Origin of the sequence: Mycolicibacterium novocastrense (genome assembly GCF_001570485.1) — a bacterium.
In the GTDB taxonomy this organism is placed as follows: domain Bacteria; phylum Actinomycetota; class Actinomycetes; order Mycobacteriales; family Mycobacteriaceae; genus Mycobacterium; species Mycobacterium novocastrense.
Genome location: NZ_BCTA01000056.1, coordinates 1 through 14,694 on the forward strand (window position 1 = coordinate 1; position 14,694 = coordinate 14,694).

The window sequence follows — 14,694 nt, forward strand, 5'->3', positions numbered from 1 at the left end:
GTTGCAATGGATAACCTTCAGACACTAGCCACGTGACCTGCGGAAACGCGGAGATCCGTCACGGCAGCCGGGCAGGACCCCCAGAGAAACGCCTCCACAGCGGTATCGCGTTGTTCACCCCCGATCAGGTCCACAGCGGAGCCTGGATACAGCAATGGCTTCAACGCGACCAAGCCCTGCAGGCCTACTACGACACCCACCCCGAACGCTTCCGCAAGCGCCCACAAACCAACAACCCCAACCCCGTCGTCGGCATCAACCTCCCCCCAGAAAACGACCTCGACCGACTCCACGCAGCTTGACAGCGCCCGTGAACGAACGGGATCACTCACAAATCGCCTGGGAGGGTGGGGCGCAGGCCTGCCAGTAGGGAGCGCACGCCGAGGCGCCACCGCTGTTCGATCGAGGGCGCCGACGACCCCAGCCACCGCCCGAGTTCCTGGACCGCCAGCCCCTGGGCGAGCGCCAGCAGCACGTGAGCGATGTCGGCGACGTCACCGGTCAGCAGTCCCGCGTCGACGCAGCGCTGGATCCGGCCGGTGAACGCCGCGCGCACCGAGGCGCCGGCGGCCGCTTCGTCGGGCCCGGGGTCCAACTCGGCGAACGGCCGCGCGAACATCAGCTGGGCAAGGCGGGGATACGACCGGCAGAACGACCGGAAGACCGGCACCAGCCGTTCGAGATCGGCGAGGGGATCCTCGGTCAGCGGCACGGTCTCCAGTTCGGCGCCCAGCAGCCGGAAGCCCTCGAAGACCATCGCCCGCAGCAGTCCCGCCTTGTCGGAGAACAGCTCGTACACCGCGGGTACCGACGTGCCCGCCCGCTCGGCGACGCGGCGCGTGGTGAACCCCGAGATCCCTTCCTCGGACAGCGTCGCGATCGCCACCTCCAGCAGGTGGTCTTTCAGCTCGGGCGTGCGCCGTTTCGCCCTCGGCACCGTGCCGGCCTAGCCGAGGCTAAATTCGGTTGCCAGTCCGTCGATTCCGGCCCTAATGGCTTGTAGCGCCGACTCGCGGGCCTTCATCTTGGTCGCGACGTGTGCGCTGGTGTGCACGGTGTTCGCCAGTTCCGCGGCCACCTCCTGCGCTCGCGCCAACACGCGATCGGCCTCGACGATTTCGTCGAGCCACCCGCCGTAGACGGCTTCGTCGCCGGCGAACGTCGACGCCAGCGCCGCGGCCCGCTGGTAGACCGCCGGGGTCAGCCGAAACCGCATGATCTCCAGTGCGGCGACCGGGATCGTCATGCCGATCGCCACCTCGATCGCCTGGCAGCGGGTCTTCGGCTGGCCGACCCGGTGGTCGCCGGACAGCAGCAGAAACGATCCCATCGCGATGGCCGGACCCGTCGCGGCCATGACCACCGGCACCGGGAAGGTCAGGCACCGCACCGCGAGCTCGAACCCGCCCGCGAGCATCCCCAGTGCGGCCTGCGCGTCGCCGGACTGAAACACCGTCAGGTCGAAGCCACCGCTGAACACGCGACCGTTGCCCGCGAGCACGACCGTCTTGGCGGCATCCTTCTCCGCGCGGTCGAGCGCCTCGTTGATCGCGGTCTGCATGGCCGGGCCCAGGACATTGACCTTGCCGTCGTCCAGCGTGATCGTGGCGACCGAATCGTGGTGTTCATAGCCAACGGGGCTGCTCATCGCTTCTCCTTCGAATGCTGGCGGCTAATCGTATCGATGTTACGAAACACCGATACGTATGCCAAGAAATCTGGGGTAGTCGGCTACGCGCGACGCCCGAAGGCCGCCCTCGTACCGTTCGAGGAGCCCGGTGGCGAGGGGTTGCCGGGCTCCATCGCCCCCGCCCGGGATCACGCGATACGGTGCCGCGCCGTGTTGGTCTTGAGGATCTGGGTGTGCGCTTCTTCGAATTCGGCGTCGATGTCGACCGGCCGACTCTGAACCGCCCCGTTGCGTGGCTTGCGCTGCGGCCCTTCGGTTTCCGTGCGGTACCGATCGCGGATCTCGTCGACCGAGGACCGAACCCGGTTGATCTCCTGACGCAGCACGTCTTCGCGGCTCTCGTTGGCCGCGTAGTGGTAGTAGGTCAACAGATGACGCAGCAGCTCCAGCTTCTGCTTCTCCTGACGGGCCAGGTCGTGCGTGGTCAACAGCTCGAGCCGCTCGACCGGGTGCAGCGTCGACCAGTCCAGCACCGCCGTCGAGCGGTACCGGTGACGTGAGCCCTTCTTCTTGGCGTACCCCTGCCGGTCGTAATAGGTGACTGCACCGTCGAATCGGGATGCGATGGCCTCGCCGAGCTCGCGACGGTCCAATGCCGAATCCCAGACGATGCGCCATTCCTGTCCGGGCGCCAGATACGGGATTTCGGCGGGCAGGTTCAGCGGTGCGATGTCGACATAGCGGTCGTCGTAGACGTTCTCGTATTTGGCCACCGTCGGCGGATGCGCGAAGTCGAACCGAATGTTGTAGGCCGGCGTCCGGCCGAAGTTCTTGACCACGAGCTCGATCAGGTGCCAGTCGTTGGCCGCCGGCTCCATGAACATCGCCACGTTGGGCTGCATCAGCTCTTCGCTCTGCCGACGTGCCCGCTGATACTGCCGCCAGGCGTAAACCAGGGCGGCGATCCCCACCACGACGGCGAGCCAGGCGGCCAGCGCCGTCCACATGCCGGCCGAGAGGCCCAGAACCCCATCCGCATCCACGCACCGCTGTATATCATGCAGCCGCGGATCCCACACCCTTTGCTATTTTGGCGGTCACGTCGATTAGAAGGCCCGGCGCCGACGATCTTGACCGGCGCAATTCGTCACGGCCGGCTTGCCGGCGTCAACTCCGCGGTATTGCTGACCAGCTCGCCGAACGACGCGGCGAGCCCCAAGTCGGCCATCACACGATCGGCCGTCGCAGCCCTCGGGTGGACCAATCGCTCACCGCGCGCCGCCCAGTCCAGATCCGACCACGTCACGCGGGTCGGCAAGCGCTTCCAATACTGCGGACGCTCGCGCAGGTACAACTCCACGCTGGAATGGACGGCCGCGTTGTCGGGCAGCTTGCGCAGCGAGACGGTGTGGGCGGTCTCGGCGAGCGCGTCGTACTGACCGGGTGCGGGCAGCGTGTCCATGTGCTCGTCGGAAATCGACAGCCCGGCGCTCAGCGCGCCGTCGAGCATCCAGTCGAAGCTGATTTCGGCCAGCGGGATGCATGCCCCCGGCCCTCCGGCGACGTCGCAGTGGGCGCCGCGGAACCAGACTTCCTCGATACGCTGCGACGCCGAGGTCGTCAACCGTTCGCCGGGGCGCCCGTCGATCGCGACCGCGTGCCTGCCGGATTCGACGTTGGGCATCGGCGCCGGCATCGACCGACGCGTCAAACCAGGGATGCTCACCGCGTCCCAGATGCCCAAAAACCGCACGGGGACGGGAATTTCGCGCTGCTGGTCCAGCCGCGAGGCGATCTGCGTGACGCGCGTCCAGTCCTGTTGGTCGCGTCCGGTCCGCGGCAGGGCATACGCGCCGAGCACGAAATCCGTCAGCTCGGGCAGCACCCCGACGGTGGACAGCAACCGGGTCAGGGTCTGAGCGCAGTAACCGCCGCGACCGACGCCGAACAGATAGATCGGATCACCAGGCTCCCAGCTGTCGACCAGGAACCGATAAGCCTCGGCGATGGCACCGCGGGCGTCGTCTGCGGCGGCCCTGAAGGGGCGTAGCGTCTTCCCGGGGCTCGCGATGGCTCCCGGGTGATACCAGGTGAGCTGGTCGGGGACGTCGTCGAGAAGACGAAAGAGTCGATGCGCGTTGGTCGCCGTCTGGGGTTCGGGATAGCCACGGGTGCGGTCGAAGCACAGCACTAGCTTCTTCATAGTGGCCCCCCGGCCCGAATAATTGACGCTAGGGTCTACAAGTTTGCCCCCGCGCGGCCATCTTGTCCAGAAATTCGTGCTTCTTGACCCATATGCCGGCAACCTGCGAAAAAAGTCAGTAGCCGAATCGTCGGCAAACTCATGTCGCAGTTGCCCGAATGGTGGCGCACCTTCCGCGCATCGCGTTGGAGCGGGTGCCGGCGAAGGTCAGCCGCCCATCAGCATGCGCCACTGGTCGAGGGTGCTCGCCCGGTAGACGTAGTTGGTCTGGCGCACCTCCGACAGGGAGGCGCTGGGCTCGGCCGAGTACCAGTGGCCGGGGAACACCGTCGGGTCACCGGAGAGCTTCGCCAGCGCCTGCAGGCTGCGGAACATGTCGTCGACGTTGCCGCCGGGGAAGTCGGTGCGGCCGCAGCCCTCCAGAAACAGGGTGTCGCCGGCGACGAGGCGCCCGTCGAGCAGGAAGCACTGGCTGCCGGGGGTGTGACCGGGCGTATGCAGAAGTTCGATGTCGATGTCGCCGACCTTGACGACGTCACCGTGCTGGTGTGCGGTGAGCTCGCTGCGCGCGATGCCCGTGACTTTCGAAACCCAGTCCGCCTCAAGCGCGTTGACGTGCACCGGCACGCTCGTGCGCTCCAACAGTTCGGCGAGTCCCTTGAGTTCGAACCCCATCATCGAGCCGCCGATATGGTCGGGGTGGTGGTGGGTGACCAGCACGCCGGACAGCCGCATGCCGTCGGCCTCCAGCGCGTCGACGAGATCGCCTGCGGCGTAGGCGGGGTCGACGACCACCGTGTCGCGGGTCTCGCGGTCGCCGATCAGATAGGCGAAGTTGCGCATCTGCTGGGCGATCATGTCGCCGGCCGCGAAGTCGCGACCGGACAACAACTGGCGGAAGTAGAGCCGATCCGAAGCCATGTCCGTCAGCGTATCTGGGCCCGGACTTCGGGGCTCAGTCCTGGCTGCGCAACCGCACCATGCGGATGGTGCTGCTCTCGTCGAGTTCGACGAGGTCGGTGTGCGAACGCAGGAAGTCGCTGAAGGACTTGAACCCGAGAGACTTCTCCGAGAACGACGGGTCCATGCGCCGCATCTGAGCCTTGACCGCCGAGTTGTGCAGCCAGTCGGAGTCGTCCTTGCCGTGCGCGATGCGCAGCGCCCGTTCGAGCAGCGCGGTCGCGGCGGCCTGCGGGTCGGGCTGCTCCGGTTCCTGCTCGGCGTCGGCCTTGGTGCGGCGCCGCTTCGGCGCTTCCGACTTCACCGCCGGAACGCCGGGCAGCGCGTCGTAGGAGACGTACTCGTCGCAGGCAGCGGTGAGCGAGCGGCTGATCGATCCGGTGATGCCGATCCCAACGACGTAGCGCCCGAGGCGTTTGCACCGCTGCGCGAGCGGGATGTAGTCGGAGTCGCCGGCGACGATGACGACGTGGGTCAGATCGGGCAGCCGGAACATGTCCTCGACGGTGTCGACCGCCAGCCGGATGTCGGCCCCGTTCTTGCTGTACGCGGCGGCCGGGAACAGCTGCACCAGGTCGACCGCCCGTCCGACGAGCTGGTCGCGGTAGTCGGCGTTGACGTCGGTCGACCAGTCGGCGTAGGCCTTGGTCAGCACCAGCGTGCCGAACGACGACGCGTAGTCGATGATCGCACCGACGTCCACGGTGGCTTGGGTCAGCCGGCCCGGATTTTTGTGAAAGCCCGCCGCCTTGTCGCGCTGAAACGAGTTGCGCCCGTGGATCTGGTCATACCGGGAGATCACGATGTTGTCGAAGTCGAGGTACACCGCCACACGGGTCGCGCCGGGTTCGGTCACTGTTCCGTCCTATCATTCGGCGACTAGAGTCGGACAGTAACGGTTGCGGTGATCAGCGGTTTGGCGCGGCAATCGGCGAGACTGTACCCTCTTTAAGGCTCGCGCCGCGCTGCGCGAACCTCGAAGTAGGCAGGCCCCCTTAGCTCAGTCGGCAGAGCGTTTCCATGGTAAGGAAAAGGTCAACGGTTCGATTCCGTTAGGGGGCTCGGTGAGCGGGCGGACATCCGCCCGGATCCCGGGGCGGTGTAGCTCAGCTGGTTAGAGCGCACGACTCATAATCGTGAGGTCGGGGGATCGAGCCCCCCCACCGCTACAGGCAACATCGAACGCGTAAACGAAGGACGAAGAACGTGGCCTCCAGTACCGACGTACGGCCGAAGATCACTTTGGCTTGCGAGGTGTGCAAGCACCGCAACTACATCACCAAGAAGAACCGCCGCAACGACCCGGACCGGCTCGAGATCAAGAAGTTCTGCCCGAACTGCGGCAAGCACCAGCCGCATAAGGAATCGCGCTAAGACGAGTCAGCCCGTAGGCGCGTCGCCCGGGTGCTAGGTAGGTTCACTAACTGTGTCGTTGTCCGAGCGCATCGTCGGGATGCAATACCGCTACCCCGACCACTACGTCGTCGGTCGCGAGAAGGTTCGCGAATACGCGGTCGCGGTGAAGAACGACCATCCCGCGTTCTTCGATGAGGATGTCGCGGCCGAACTCGGCCACAAGGCGCTGCCCGCACCGCTGACATTCATGAGCGTCCTCGGGTACATGGCGCAGATATCGTTCTTCGAGCACGCGGGCGTCGGGATCAAAGACGCGAAGATCGTGCAGGTCGACCAGGTGATCAAGTACCTCAAGCCGATCTTCGCGGGCGACAAACTCTACTGCGAGGTGCAGGTCGACTCCGTGCGTCAGGCGCATGGCACCGACATCGTCGTGTTGAAGAACATCGTCACCAACCAAGCCGGTGACGTGGTGCAGGAGACGTTCACGACCCTGGCGGGTCGGACGGGTGACGGAGAAGAGGGTTTTTCAGATGCCACTGCGTGAGTTCGCCTCGGTGAAGAAGGGCGACGAGCTTCCCGAGAAGGTGATTCCGCTGACGCGGCAGGACCTCGTCAACTACGCCGGGGTGTCGGGTGACCTCAACCCGATCCACTGGGACGACGACATCGCCAAGCAGGTCGGCCTGGACACCGCAATCGCGCACGGCATGCTGACCATGGGCCTGGGTGGCGGGTACGTCACCGAGTGGGTTGGCGATCCGGCGGCGGTCACCGAGTTCAACGTGCGGTTCACCGCTGTGGTGCCGGTGCCCAACGACGGCATCGGGGCGGAGATCGTCTTCAACGGACGCGTGAAATCCGTTGAACCCGAGACCAAGTCGGTGACCATCGCGCTCTCGGCAACCACTGGGGGCAAGAAGATCTTCGGCCGCGCGGTGGCCGTCGCGAAGCTGGCGTAGCCGTGGCTCTCAAAATCGACATCAAGGGAATGGTCTGGGAGTATCCGGAGCCTTATCACGTCGGCACGGAGCAGATTCGCCAGTACGCGAACGCCGTCAAGGCCCACGATCCGCAGAGCCACAGCGTGGAGGCGGCCAAGGCTTCCGGTCATGACGGGCTCATCGCGCCGCCGACGTTCATGTCGATCTTCGCGGTGATGATTCAGCGGCACTTCTTCCAGCACAACGATGTGGGCTTCGAGACCATGCAGATCGTGCAGGTCGACCAGAAGTTCAAGTTCCATCGTCCGATCCAGGCCGGTGATGTGCTGACCGGGACGCTGGAGATTCAGTCGGTGGACGAGCGCTTCGGCGCCGACATCGTGACCACCCGCAACATGCTGGTCGACCAGAACGGTGGGCTCGTGATGGAGTCGTTCACCACCCTGATGGGCCACGAGGGCGACAACTCGATCTCGGCGGGCTGGGATCCGGAGACGGGGCAGGTCGTACGCAAGCCCGTCGTCCACGATCCGGTCGAGGATCCCGATGGCGCCGAGAGCGTGAACGGCGAGGCGTCTGTTTGATCGCCGGCTTGCCGGTCGAAGCCTGATGACCGGCTCGCCGGTGGATTAGTAACTCGGACGGGTGGCGCGCTACACTCGGTCCTCGGGGTTTTCCCAGTCCAGCGCGCTGTCCGTCGGTTTGAAGATCGACCGATCGGGGAGCGCGCGAATTGTGTGAGCCCCGAACGGGTGGCCTTTCGCAGTGCCACTCTGAAGGGGCGTAGCTCAACTGGCAGAGCAGCGGTCTCCAAAACCGCAGGTTGCAGGTTCAAGTCCTGTCGCCCCTGCTCAACTGAATACTCGACAAGTGTGGACACTGGAAGGTGACCCACAAACCAGATGACCAGACAAGGGAGCATGCGGTGAGCGACGAGCACGACGATGCCGGCTCCGACACCGAAAACGGCCGCGGCGCCGTCGTGACCCGACCCACCCGTCCGTCGGGCAAGCGGACCCGTCGGGCAGCCGCCGGCGAAGACGCCAGCGAAGCCGTCGACCTGTCCACCGGCACCGCGGCGTCACCCACCAAGAACGGGTCGGGCACCGCGAAGAAGGCCGCCAGGAAGCGCGCCGACGGACCGTCGCGGAACCCTTTCCTGTTCGTCTGGAACTACCTGAAGCAGGTCGTGGCCGAGCTGCGCAAGGTGATCTGGCCGAACCGCAAGCAGATGGCCACCTACACCGGCGTGGTGCTGCTGTTCCTGGCCTTCATGCTGGCGATGATCGGCGGCGTCGACTTCGGCCTTGCCAAGCTGGTCTCGCTGGTGTTCGGCTGACGAGTACGCGCGACGGATGAGAACTTCGAGAGGACTGACAAGTGACTAGCTTCGAGGGCGATACGCCTTCGGCCGACAGCGTTGACCTGATCGACGAGACGACGGACGCGACGACCGACGCGACCACCGACCCGGCGACCGAGGACGCCGACGTCGCCGGTGACGCCGTGAGCGACGAGGCGGCCACCACGGACGACGCGGCTGGTGAAGCGCCCGCCGCTGAAGTCGAGCCCGAGGAAGAGGATCCGGCGGTCGCGCTGAAGAAGGAGCTGCGGACCAAGCCGGGCGACTGGTACGTCATCCACTCCTACGCCGGTTACGAGAACAAGGTGAAGGCCAACCTCGAGACCCGCGTGCAGAACCTCGACGTCGGCGACTACATCTTCCAGGTCGAGGTGCCGACCGAAGAGGTCACCGAGATCAAGAACGGTCAGCGCAAGCAGGTCAACCGCAAGGTGCTGCCCGGCTACATCCTGGTGCGCATGGAGCTCAACGACGAGTCGTGGGGCGCGGTGCGCAACACGCCGGGTGTGACGGGCTTCGTTGGTGCGACGTCGCGGCCGTCGCCGCTGTCGCTGGACGACGTGGTGAAGTTCCTGCTGCCGCCCGCCGCGGCGAAGAAGCCCGGGAAGGCCGCCGCCGCCGCGGGTGCGACCGCCGCGGAGGCCGGGGGCATCGAGCGCGCGCCGATCGAGGTGGACTTCGAGGTCGGCGAGTCGGTCACCGTTATGGACGGCCCGTTCGCGACGCTGCCCGCTTCGATCAGCGAGGTCAACGCCGAGCAGCAGAAGCTCAAGGTGCTGGTGTCCATCTTCGGTCGCGAGACACCTGTCGAACTGACCTTCAACCAGGTCGCCAAGATCTAAGCCCGGCGATTTGGGCACGTCTAGGAGCGCTCGGCGGCGCAACGAACCGTGCACAAATCGCAGAGAACCGAGAGAGGAAACACCACACCAATGGCCCCGAAGAAGAAAGTCGTCGGGCTGATCAAGCTGCAGATCCAGGCCGGGCAGGCCAACCCCGCCCCGCCGGTCGGTCCGGCGCTCGGCCAGCACGGCGTCAACATCATGGAGTTCTGCAAGGCGTACAACGCCGCGACGGAGAACCAGCGCGGCAACGTCATCCCCGTGGAGATCACCGTCTACGAGGACCGCAGCTTCACCTTCAACCTCAAGACACCGCCCGCGGCCAAGCTGCTGCTGAAGGCCGCCGGTGTGCAGAAGGGCTCGGGCGAGCCGCACAAGACCAAGGTCGCCAAGGTGTCCTGGGATCAGGTGCGCGAGATCGCCGAGACCAAGAAGGAAGACCTGAACGCCAACGACATCGATCAGGCCGCCAAGATCATCGCCGGCACCGCCCGGTCGATGGGGATCACGGTCGAATAGTTCGACCGATCCTCGTGGGAGGGCCAGCTGCGGCCCGGCGATGAGCGCTCGCGCGAAGAGCGTTCATCACAGACCACAACTCAGCAACTAGGAGAAACAAATGAGCAAGACGAGCAAGGCATACCGCGAAGCCGCCGAGAAGGTGGACCGCAGCCGGCTGTACACGCCGCTGGAGGCGGCGAAGCTGGCCAAGGAGACGGGATCGAAGAAGCAGGACTCGACCGTCGAGGTGGCGATCCGTCTGGGCGTCGACCCGCGGAAGGCCGATCAGATGGTGCGCGGCACCGTCAACCTGCCGAACGGCACCGGTAAGACCGCCCGCGTTGTGGTGTTCGCGGTCGGTGACAAGGCCGAGGCCGCGGAGGCCGCGGGTGCCGACGCCGTCGGTAGCGACGACCTGATCGAGCGGATTCAGGGCGGCTGGCTGGACTTCGACGCCGCGATCGCGACTCCCGACCAGATGGCCAAGGTCGGCCGCATCGCGCGGATCCTGGGCCCGCGTGGCCTGATGCCGAACCCGAAGACCGGCACCGTGACGCCCGACGTCGCCAAGGCCGTGTCCGACATTAAGGGCGGCAAGATCAACTTCCGCGTCGACAAGCAGGCCAACCTGCACTTCGTCATCGGTAAGGCATCGTTCGACGAGAAGGCGCTGGCGGAGAACTACGGCGCCGCGATCGACGAGATCCTGCGGGCCAAGCCGTCGTCGTCGAAGGGCCGTTACCTCAAGAAGATCGTCATCTCGACCACGACCGGCCCGGGCATTCCGGTCGATCCGTCGGTGACGCGCAACTTCGCCGAGGCCTGAGCAAACCCGTGGTGCGGGTTTGCGCCACGACGTAGGGCCATTGAGCCGAGAACACCCTCGGGGGCGCTTCGCCCGACTGATGGCGATCGGTAGCTGGTAGTTGCGCTAAGCGACTCAAGGCCCGTTCTTCGGTCGGCTCGAGATCACCGACCGACGCCTCGGGAAAGTCCACGTCGTCGGCGGCGCAGCGGGGACGACGGCTGCGTTGGGCGAGTAGCGAACTGGCCAACCGAAAATCCCTCGGCGAACTTCGCCTGTTTCGTCGTCGCTGGCGCTGCTCCTGTGTGAAAGTTGACCCATGCGTAAGTGCATTCGGGTCGTCTTTCTCTCTTTGCTAGGCCTGCTGAGCGCTGCCGTCCTCAGCGCCGCGACCGCGCTGCTGGCGGCGGTCAGCCTCGCCGCCACGACCGCGCTGATCGTTCCGGGAACGGGAACGCCGAACGCGAACGACGTCACCGACTACATGCCGAATTACCGCGACTACTACATGAAGCGGACGGACTGCACCGTCGCCAACAACTGCCAGCTGGACGGCATCGATTACTTCGCATCGTTCTGGCCGATACCGTTGCCGGGCTGGTGCGACCCGGGTCGATGCGAAAAGTTTGACGTATCCGTGGCCGATGGCGTGAAGAACCTGAATGAGGTGTTGGCGGCGATGGAGCGCGCCGGGTACGACGGCGACCTCGTGATCGCCGGTTATTCCCAGGGGTCGCGCGTGGTCACCATCTCGAAGATGCAGTTCGCCAGCGGACAGTGGAAAGATCTGGTCGATAGCGCGGACTCCATCGAATTCGTCTATATCGGCAACCCGAACCGCCCAAACGGCGGCATCCTGTCGCGGTTCGGAATTCTGGGACATATCCCGATTCTCGACGTGACGACCGGTCAGCCCACGCCGACGAACACACCCTTCGAAACAAAGGACTGGGCTATTCGGTGGGAGGGCATCGCGGACTTCCCGCAGTACCTGCTAAACCCGCTTGCCATCCTCAACTCGGTCATGGGCTTCTACTACGACCACGGCACCTACCTCGCGATCAACGGCAAGAGTGATCCTGGCGAGACTCCCGCCGGATACACCGTCGCCGAGTGGAAAGAGCTCACCACTTACCCCGAGAAGCACCCGGACCTCGTCCAGATTCAGAAACTCCCCAACAGCGACACGACGTACTACACCGTCAGGCCGAAGGTGCTTCCGCTGGTGCGCCCGCTGCACTCCATCCCATTGATCGGCAAGCCGATCGCAGATTTTTGGGAACCGATACTCGAGGTGCTCATCGAGGAGACCGGATACAACCGCAACATCCCGTTCGGGCAGTACTCCCCGATCGGATTGATCCCGTTCTTCAACCCGATCACGCTGGTGCTCAGGATGATTCCGGCTGTGTTCCAGGGCGTCGTGAATTTCCTTGGCAACTTCATCCCGTCGCTGGCGCCGAAGCCGATTGAGATCACGCCCGAACCGGCGACCACGTCGCTCGCGCCTGGGTCGGATGAGGACGATTCGCTGGACAATGAGGTCGAGAATCTGGCGGATGCCGGCGAGAATCAAGGCGACAATCTGCGGCGATTCGCCGCGCGGGGAGACGCCGAGGGAACGGTGCTCGCCGTCACCGGCAACGGAGAACTCGCGCTGACTGCAGGCGCGGAAGACCCGGCCATCACCGATCCGGCCGAGGGCGAGATCATCACGGACCCGAATGCGGGCGAGGTCATCGAGGGTGAGGAGTTGCCGGGGGCCGTGCTCGAGCCCATCCCGATCTCCGACCCGGAAATCGTGGAGGAGAAGATGACCGACCCGGCCGACGGCAACGCCCTGGTTGCCGTGAAGGATCCGGAGGTCAAGAAGGATCCCGAGGGACAAATGGCCCCCCAGCTCAAGAGCAACCTCCCACAGAACCGGATCGACGCGAACGGTCGCAGCGTGTCGTTGAATGCCTCGCCGAACCAGTCCGGTGAAACGCCCAAGGATGCCGGGAACGGCGCGGTGCAGAAAATCACCGCGCCGAGCCCGGAGCCCTCTGAGGGCCTCACGACGAAGCCCGAACCCACCGGGGCCATCAAAGATGCGCAGGACGCCGACGACGCGGACGTCTCGCAGGATTCTGAGCCGGCCGCGGCCTGATCGCGCTCAACCGTCGGGACCAGCGTCTCTCTGCGAACGCAAATTCGCTGTGTGTCACGATTGGTCGCGTGAGGGGCATTATCTTGGCGGGCGGGAGCGGCACGCGTCTGCACCCGATAACCCTGGGTGTGTCGAAGCAATTGGTGCCCGTCTACGACAAGCCGATGGTGTATTACCCGCTCTCGACGCTGATGCTGGCCGGCATTCGCGACATCCTGGTGATCACGACGCCCCACGACGCGGAGGGCTTCGAACGCCTGCTCGGTGACGGATCGCGCTTCGGAGTGTCGATCACCTACGCCAAGCAGCCGTCTCCGGACGGTCTGGCACAGGCTTTCACGATCGGCGAGACGTTCGTCGGCACCGACAATGTGTCCCTCGTGCTCGGTGACAACCTGCTGTACGGGCCCGGCCTGGGCAGCCAGCTCAAACGGTTCACCACCATCGACGGCGGTGCGATCTTCGCCTACTGGGTGGCGGATCCGTCCGCGTACGGCGTGATCGAATTCGACGACAACGGTTTGGCCATCTCACTCGAGGAGAAACCCGACCGACCCAAGAGCAATTACGTCGTCCCGGGTCTGTACTTCTACGACAACGACGTGGTCGAGATCGCCAAGGGCCTGAAGCCCAGTGCCCGCGGCGAGTACGAGATCACCGACGTCAACCGCTGCTACCTCGAGCGGGAGCGCCTTCAGGTGCACGTGCTGCCCCGCGGAACCGCGTGGCTGGACACCGGCACCTTCGACCAGATGACCGACGCCGCCGAGTACGTGCGCACCATGGAACGGCGCACCGGGCTGAAGATCGGCGCCCCCGAAGAGATCGCCTGGCTGCAGGGCTGGATCAGCGACGACGAATTACGGGAACGTGCCACGCCTTTGGTGAAGTCCGGCTATGGCAACTATCTGTTGAACCTCCTGGAGAGAGGACGCTGATGTCGCGACTTCTCGTCACCGGTGGAGCGGGCTTCATCGGCTCGAATTTCGTGCGGTACGTCATCGACCACACCGACCATCACGTCACGGTGCTCGACAAGCTCACCTACGCCGGCAATCGCGCCTCTCTCGCCGGATTGCCCGAAGACCGAATGACTTTCGTGCACGGCGACATCGCGGATGCCCCTCTGGTGGACGAATTGTTCGCCGACGCCGACGCGGTCGTGCATTACGCCGCCGAATCGCACAACGACAACTCACTGGCCGACCCCGAGCCGTTCCTGCACACCAACCTCGCGGGCACCTTCACCCTGCTGGAGGCTGCGCGCAAGCACGGCACGCGCTTTCATCACATCTCGACCGACGAGGTGTACGGGGATCTGGAACTCGACGACCCGCGCCGGTTCACCGAGCAGACGCCGTACAACCCGTCGTCTCCGTACTCGTCAACGAAGGCGGGAAGCGATCTGCTGGTACGGGCGTGGGTTCGATCGTTCGGTGTGGCCGCCACGATCTCGAACTGCTCCAACAACTACGGTCCCTATCAGCACGTCGAGAAGTTCATTCCGCGACAGATCACCAATGTGCTCCGCGGGATCCGCCCCAAGCTCTACGGCGAGGGCCGCAATGTGCGGGACTGGATTCACGCCGACGACCACTCCTCGGCGGTGCTGACCGTCCTGGACAAGGGCCGTATCGGCGAGACGTACCTGATCGGTGCCGACGGTGAGAAGGACAACAAGACCGTCATCGGGTTGATCCTCACCCTCATGGGCCAGCCGGCCGACGCGTACGACCACGTCACTGACCGAGCCGGCCACGACTTGCGGTACGCCATCGATTCCACCAAGCTGCGGGACGAACTCGGCTGGCGACCGCGATATCAAGACTTCGAAAAAGGTCTGACCGCAACGATCCAGTGGTACCGCGACCACGAAGAATGGTGGGCCCCCGCCAAAGACGCCACCGAGAGCTTTTATGCCCGGATGGGTCAGTGAAGAAG

Annotated in this window: 18 protein-coding genes and 3 tRNA genes; 15 read left to right on the top strand and 6 right to left on the bottom strand. The window is 65.0% G+C overall.

The features are described from left to right. Positions 1 to 32: 32 nt before the first annotated feature. Complete coding sequence (locus RMCN_RS30855) at positions 33 to 302, top strand: hypothetical protein (protein ID WP_131808585.1); 270 nt, start codon at positions 33 to 35, stop codon at positions 300 to 302. Positions 303 to 328: 26 nt separating this feature from the next. Here RMCN_RS30855 and RMCN_RS20650 read toward each other — a convergent pair whose 3' ends face one another. The 6 genes from RMCN_RS20650 to RMCN_RS20675 form a co-directional block, all read right to left on the bottom strand. Then, the gene (locus RMCN_RS20650) at positions 329 to 937 is read right to left on the bottom strand and encodes a TetR/AcrR family transcriptional regulator (RefSeq protein WP_064426551.1); all 609 of its coding nucleotides are present in this window, start codon (positions 935 to 937) and stop codon (positions 329 to 331) included. A 9-nt stretch (positions 938 to 946) separates the two neighbouring features. Continuing rightward, on the bottom strand, positions 947 to 1,648 hold the full coding sequence (locus RMCN_RS20655) for a crotonase/enoyl-CoA hydratase family protein (protein WP_067393182.1): 702 nt from the start codon (positions 1,646 to 1,648) through the stop codon (positions 947 to 949). Positions 1,649 to 1,818: 170 nt separating this feature from the next. After that, the gene (locus RMCN_RS20660; RefSeq protein WP_084377618.1) at positions 1,819 to 2,637 is read right to left on the bottom strand and encodes a DUF8453 domain-containing protein; all 819 of its coding nucleotides are present in this window, start codon (positions 2,635 to 2,637) and stop codon (positions 1,819 to 1,821) included. Between the two features lie 140 nt (positions 2,638 to 2,777). Beyond that, entirely contained in the window at positions 2,778 to 3,833 is a 1,056-nt protein-coding gene (locus RMCN_RS20665) for a phospholipase effector Tle1 domain-containing protein (RefSeq protein ID WP_067393185.1), read from the bottom strand. 207 nt (positions 3,834 to 4,040) lie between these two features. After that, complete coding sequence (locus tag RMCN_RS20670; RefSeq protein ID WP_067393188.1) at positions 4,041 to 4,754, bottom strand: MBL fold metallo-hydrolase; 714 nt, start codon at positions 4,752 to 4,754, stop codon at positions 4,041 to 4,043. 34 nt (positions 4,755 to 4,788) lie between these two features. Then, on the bottom strand, positions 4,789 to 5,649 hold the full coding sequence (locus tag RMCN_RS20675; RefSeq protein WP_064415457.1) for an NYN domain-containing protein: 861 nt from the start codon (positions 5,647 to 5,649) through the stop codon (positions 4,789 to 4,791). Positions 5,650 to 5,782: 133 nt separating this feature from the next. Here RMCN_RS20675 and RMCN_RS20680 point away from each other — a divergent pair. The 14 genes from RMCN_RS20680 (at position 5,783) to rfbB (ending at position 14,689) form a co-directional block, all read left to right on the top strand. Beyond that, positions 5,783 to 5,855, top strand: a tRNA-Thr gene (locus RMCN_RS20680). A 33-nt stretch (positions 5,856 to 5,888) separates the two neighbouring features. Beyond that, positions 5,889 to 5,962 (top strand) — tRNA-Met (locus tag RMCN_RS20685). Between the two features lie 37 nt (positions 5,963 to 5,999). Further along, the gene (gene rpmG / locus RMCN_RS20690) at positions 6,000 to 6,167 is read left to right on the top strand and encodes a 50S ribosomal protein L33 (protein ID WP_059101288.1); all 168 of its coding nucleotides are present in this window, start codon (positions 6,000 to 6,002) and stop codon (positions 6,165 to 6,167) included. A 52-nt stretch (positions 6,168 to 6,219) separates the two neighbouring features. Continuing rightward, positions 6,220 to 6,696 (top strand): (3R)-hydroxyacyl-ACP dehydratase subunit HadA, encoded by a 477-nt coding sequence (gene hadA / locus RMCN_RS20695; protein ID WP_064415458.1) that lies wholly within the window; start codon positions 6,220 to 6,222, stop codon positions 6,694 to 6,696. Then, positions 6,683 to 7,111: a (3R)-hydroxyacyl-ACP dehydratase subunit HadB gene (gene hadB, locus RMCN_RS20700; RefSeq protein WP_064415459.1), complete on the top strand. Its 429-nt coding sequence runs from the start codon at positions 6,683 to 6,685 to the stop codon at positions 7,109 to 7,111. Before hadA ends, hadB begins: the two co-directional genes overlap by 14 nt. Positions 7,112 to 7,113: 2 nt before the next feature. Then, entirely contained in the window at positions 7,114 to 7,677 is a 564-nt protein-coding gene (gene hadC, locus RMCN_RS20705) for a (3R)-hydroxyacyl-ACP dehydratase subunit HadC (protein ID WP_067393191.1), read from the top strand. A gap of 193 nt (positions 7,678 to 7,870) precedes the next feature. Continuing rightward, positions 7,871 to 7,943, top strand: a tRNA-Trp gene (locus tag RMCN_RS20710). A 75-nt stretch (positions 7,944 to 8,018) separates the two neighbouring features. Beyond that, positions 8,019 to 8,432: a preprotein translocase subunit SecE gene (gene secE / locus RMCN_RS20715; protein WP_067393194.1), complete on the top strand. Its 414-nt coding sequence runs from the start codon at positions 8,019 to 8,021 to the stop codon at positions 8,430 to 8,432. A gap of 41 nt (positions 8,433 to 8,473) precedes the next feature. Continuing rightward, positions 8,474 to 9,298 carry a transcription termination/antitermination protein NusG gene (gene nusG, locus RMCN_RS20720; RefSeq protein WP_067393198.1) on the top strand — a complete coding sequence of 275 codons (825 nt, stop codon included), beginning with the start codon at positions 8,474 to 8,476 and terminating at the stop codon, positions 9,296 to 9,298. 90 nt (positions 9,299 to 9,388) lie between these two features. Next, complete coding sequence (gene rplK / locus RMCN_RS20725; protein WP_059101294.1) at positions 9,389 to 9,817, top strand: 50S ribosomal protein L11; 429 nt, start codon at positions 9,389 to 9,391, stop codon at positions 9,815 to 9,817. Between the two features lie 100 nt (positions 9,818 to 9,917). Then, on the top strand, positions 9,918 to 10,625 hold the full coding sequence (rplA, locus tag RMCN_RS20730; protein ID WP_067393201.1) for a 50S ribosomal protein L1: 708 nt from the start codon (positions 9,918 to 9,920) through the stop codon (positions 10,623 to 10,625). Positions 10,626 to 10,923: 298 nt separating this feature from the next. Further along, the gene (locus RMCN_RS20735; protein WP_067393204.1) at positions 10,924 to 12,753 is read left to right on the top strand and encodes a PE-PPE domain-containing protein; all 1,830 of its coding nucleotides are present in this window, start codon (positions 10,924 to 10,926) and stop codon (positions 12,751 to 12,753) included. Between the two features lie 68 nt (positions 12,754 to 12,821). Beyond that, entirely contained in the window at positions 12,822 to 13,691 is an 870-nt protein-coding gene (rfbA, locus tag RMCN_RS20740) for a glucose-1-phosphate thymidylyltransferase RfbA (protein WP_067393206.1), read from the top strand. Further along, positions 13,691 to 14,689 carry a dTDP-glucose 4,6-dehydratase gene (gene rfbB / locus RMCN_RS20745; RefSeq protein ID WP_067393209.1) on the top strand — a complete coding sequence of 333 codons (999 nt, stop codon included), beginning with the start codon at positions 13,691 to 13,693 and terminating at the stop codon, positions 14,687 to 14,689. Before rfbA ends, rfbB begins: the two co-directional genes overlap by 1 nt. The last annotated feature ends 5 nt before the right edge of the window (positions 14,690 to 14,694 follow it).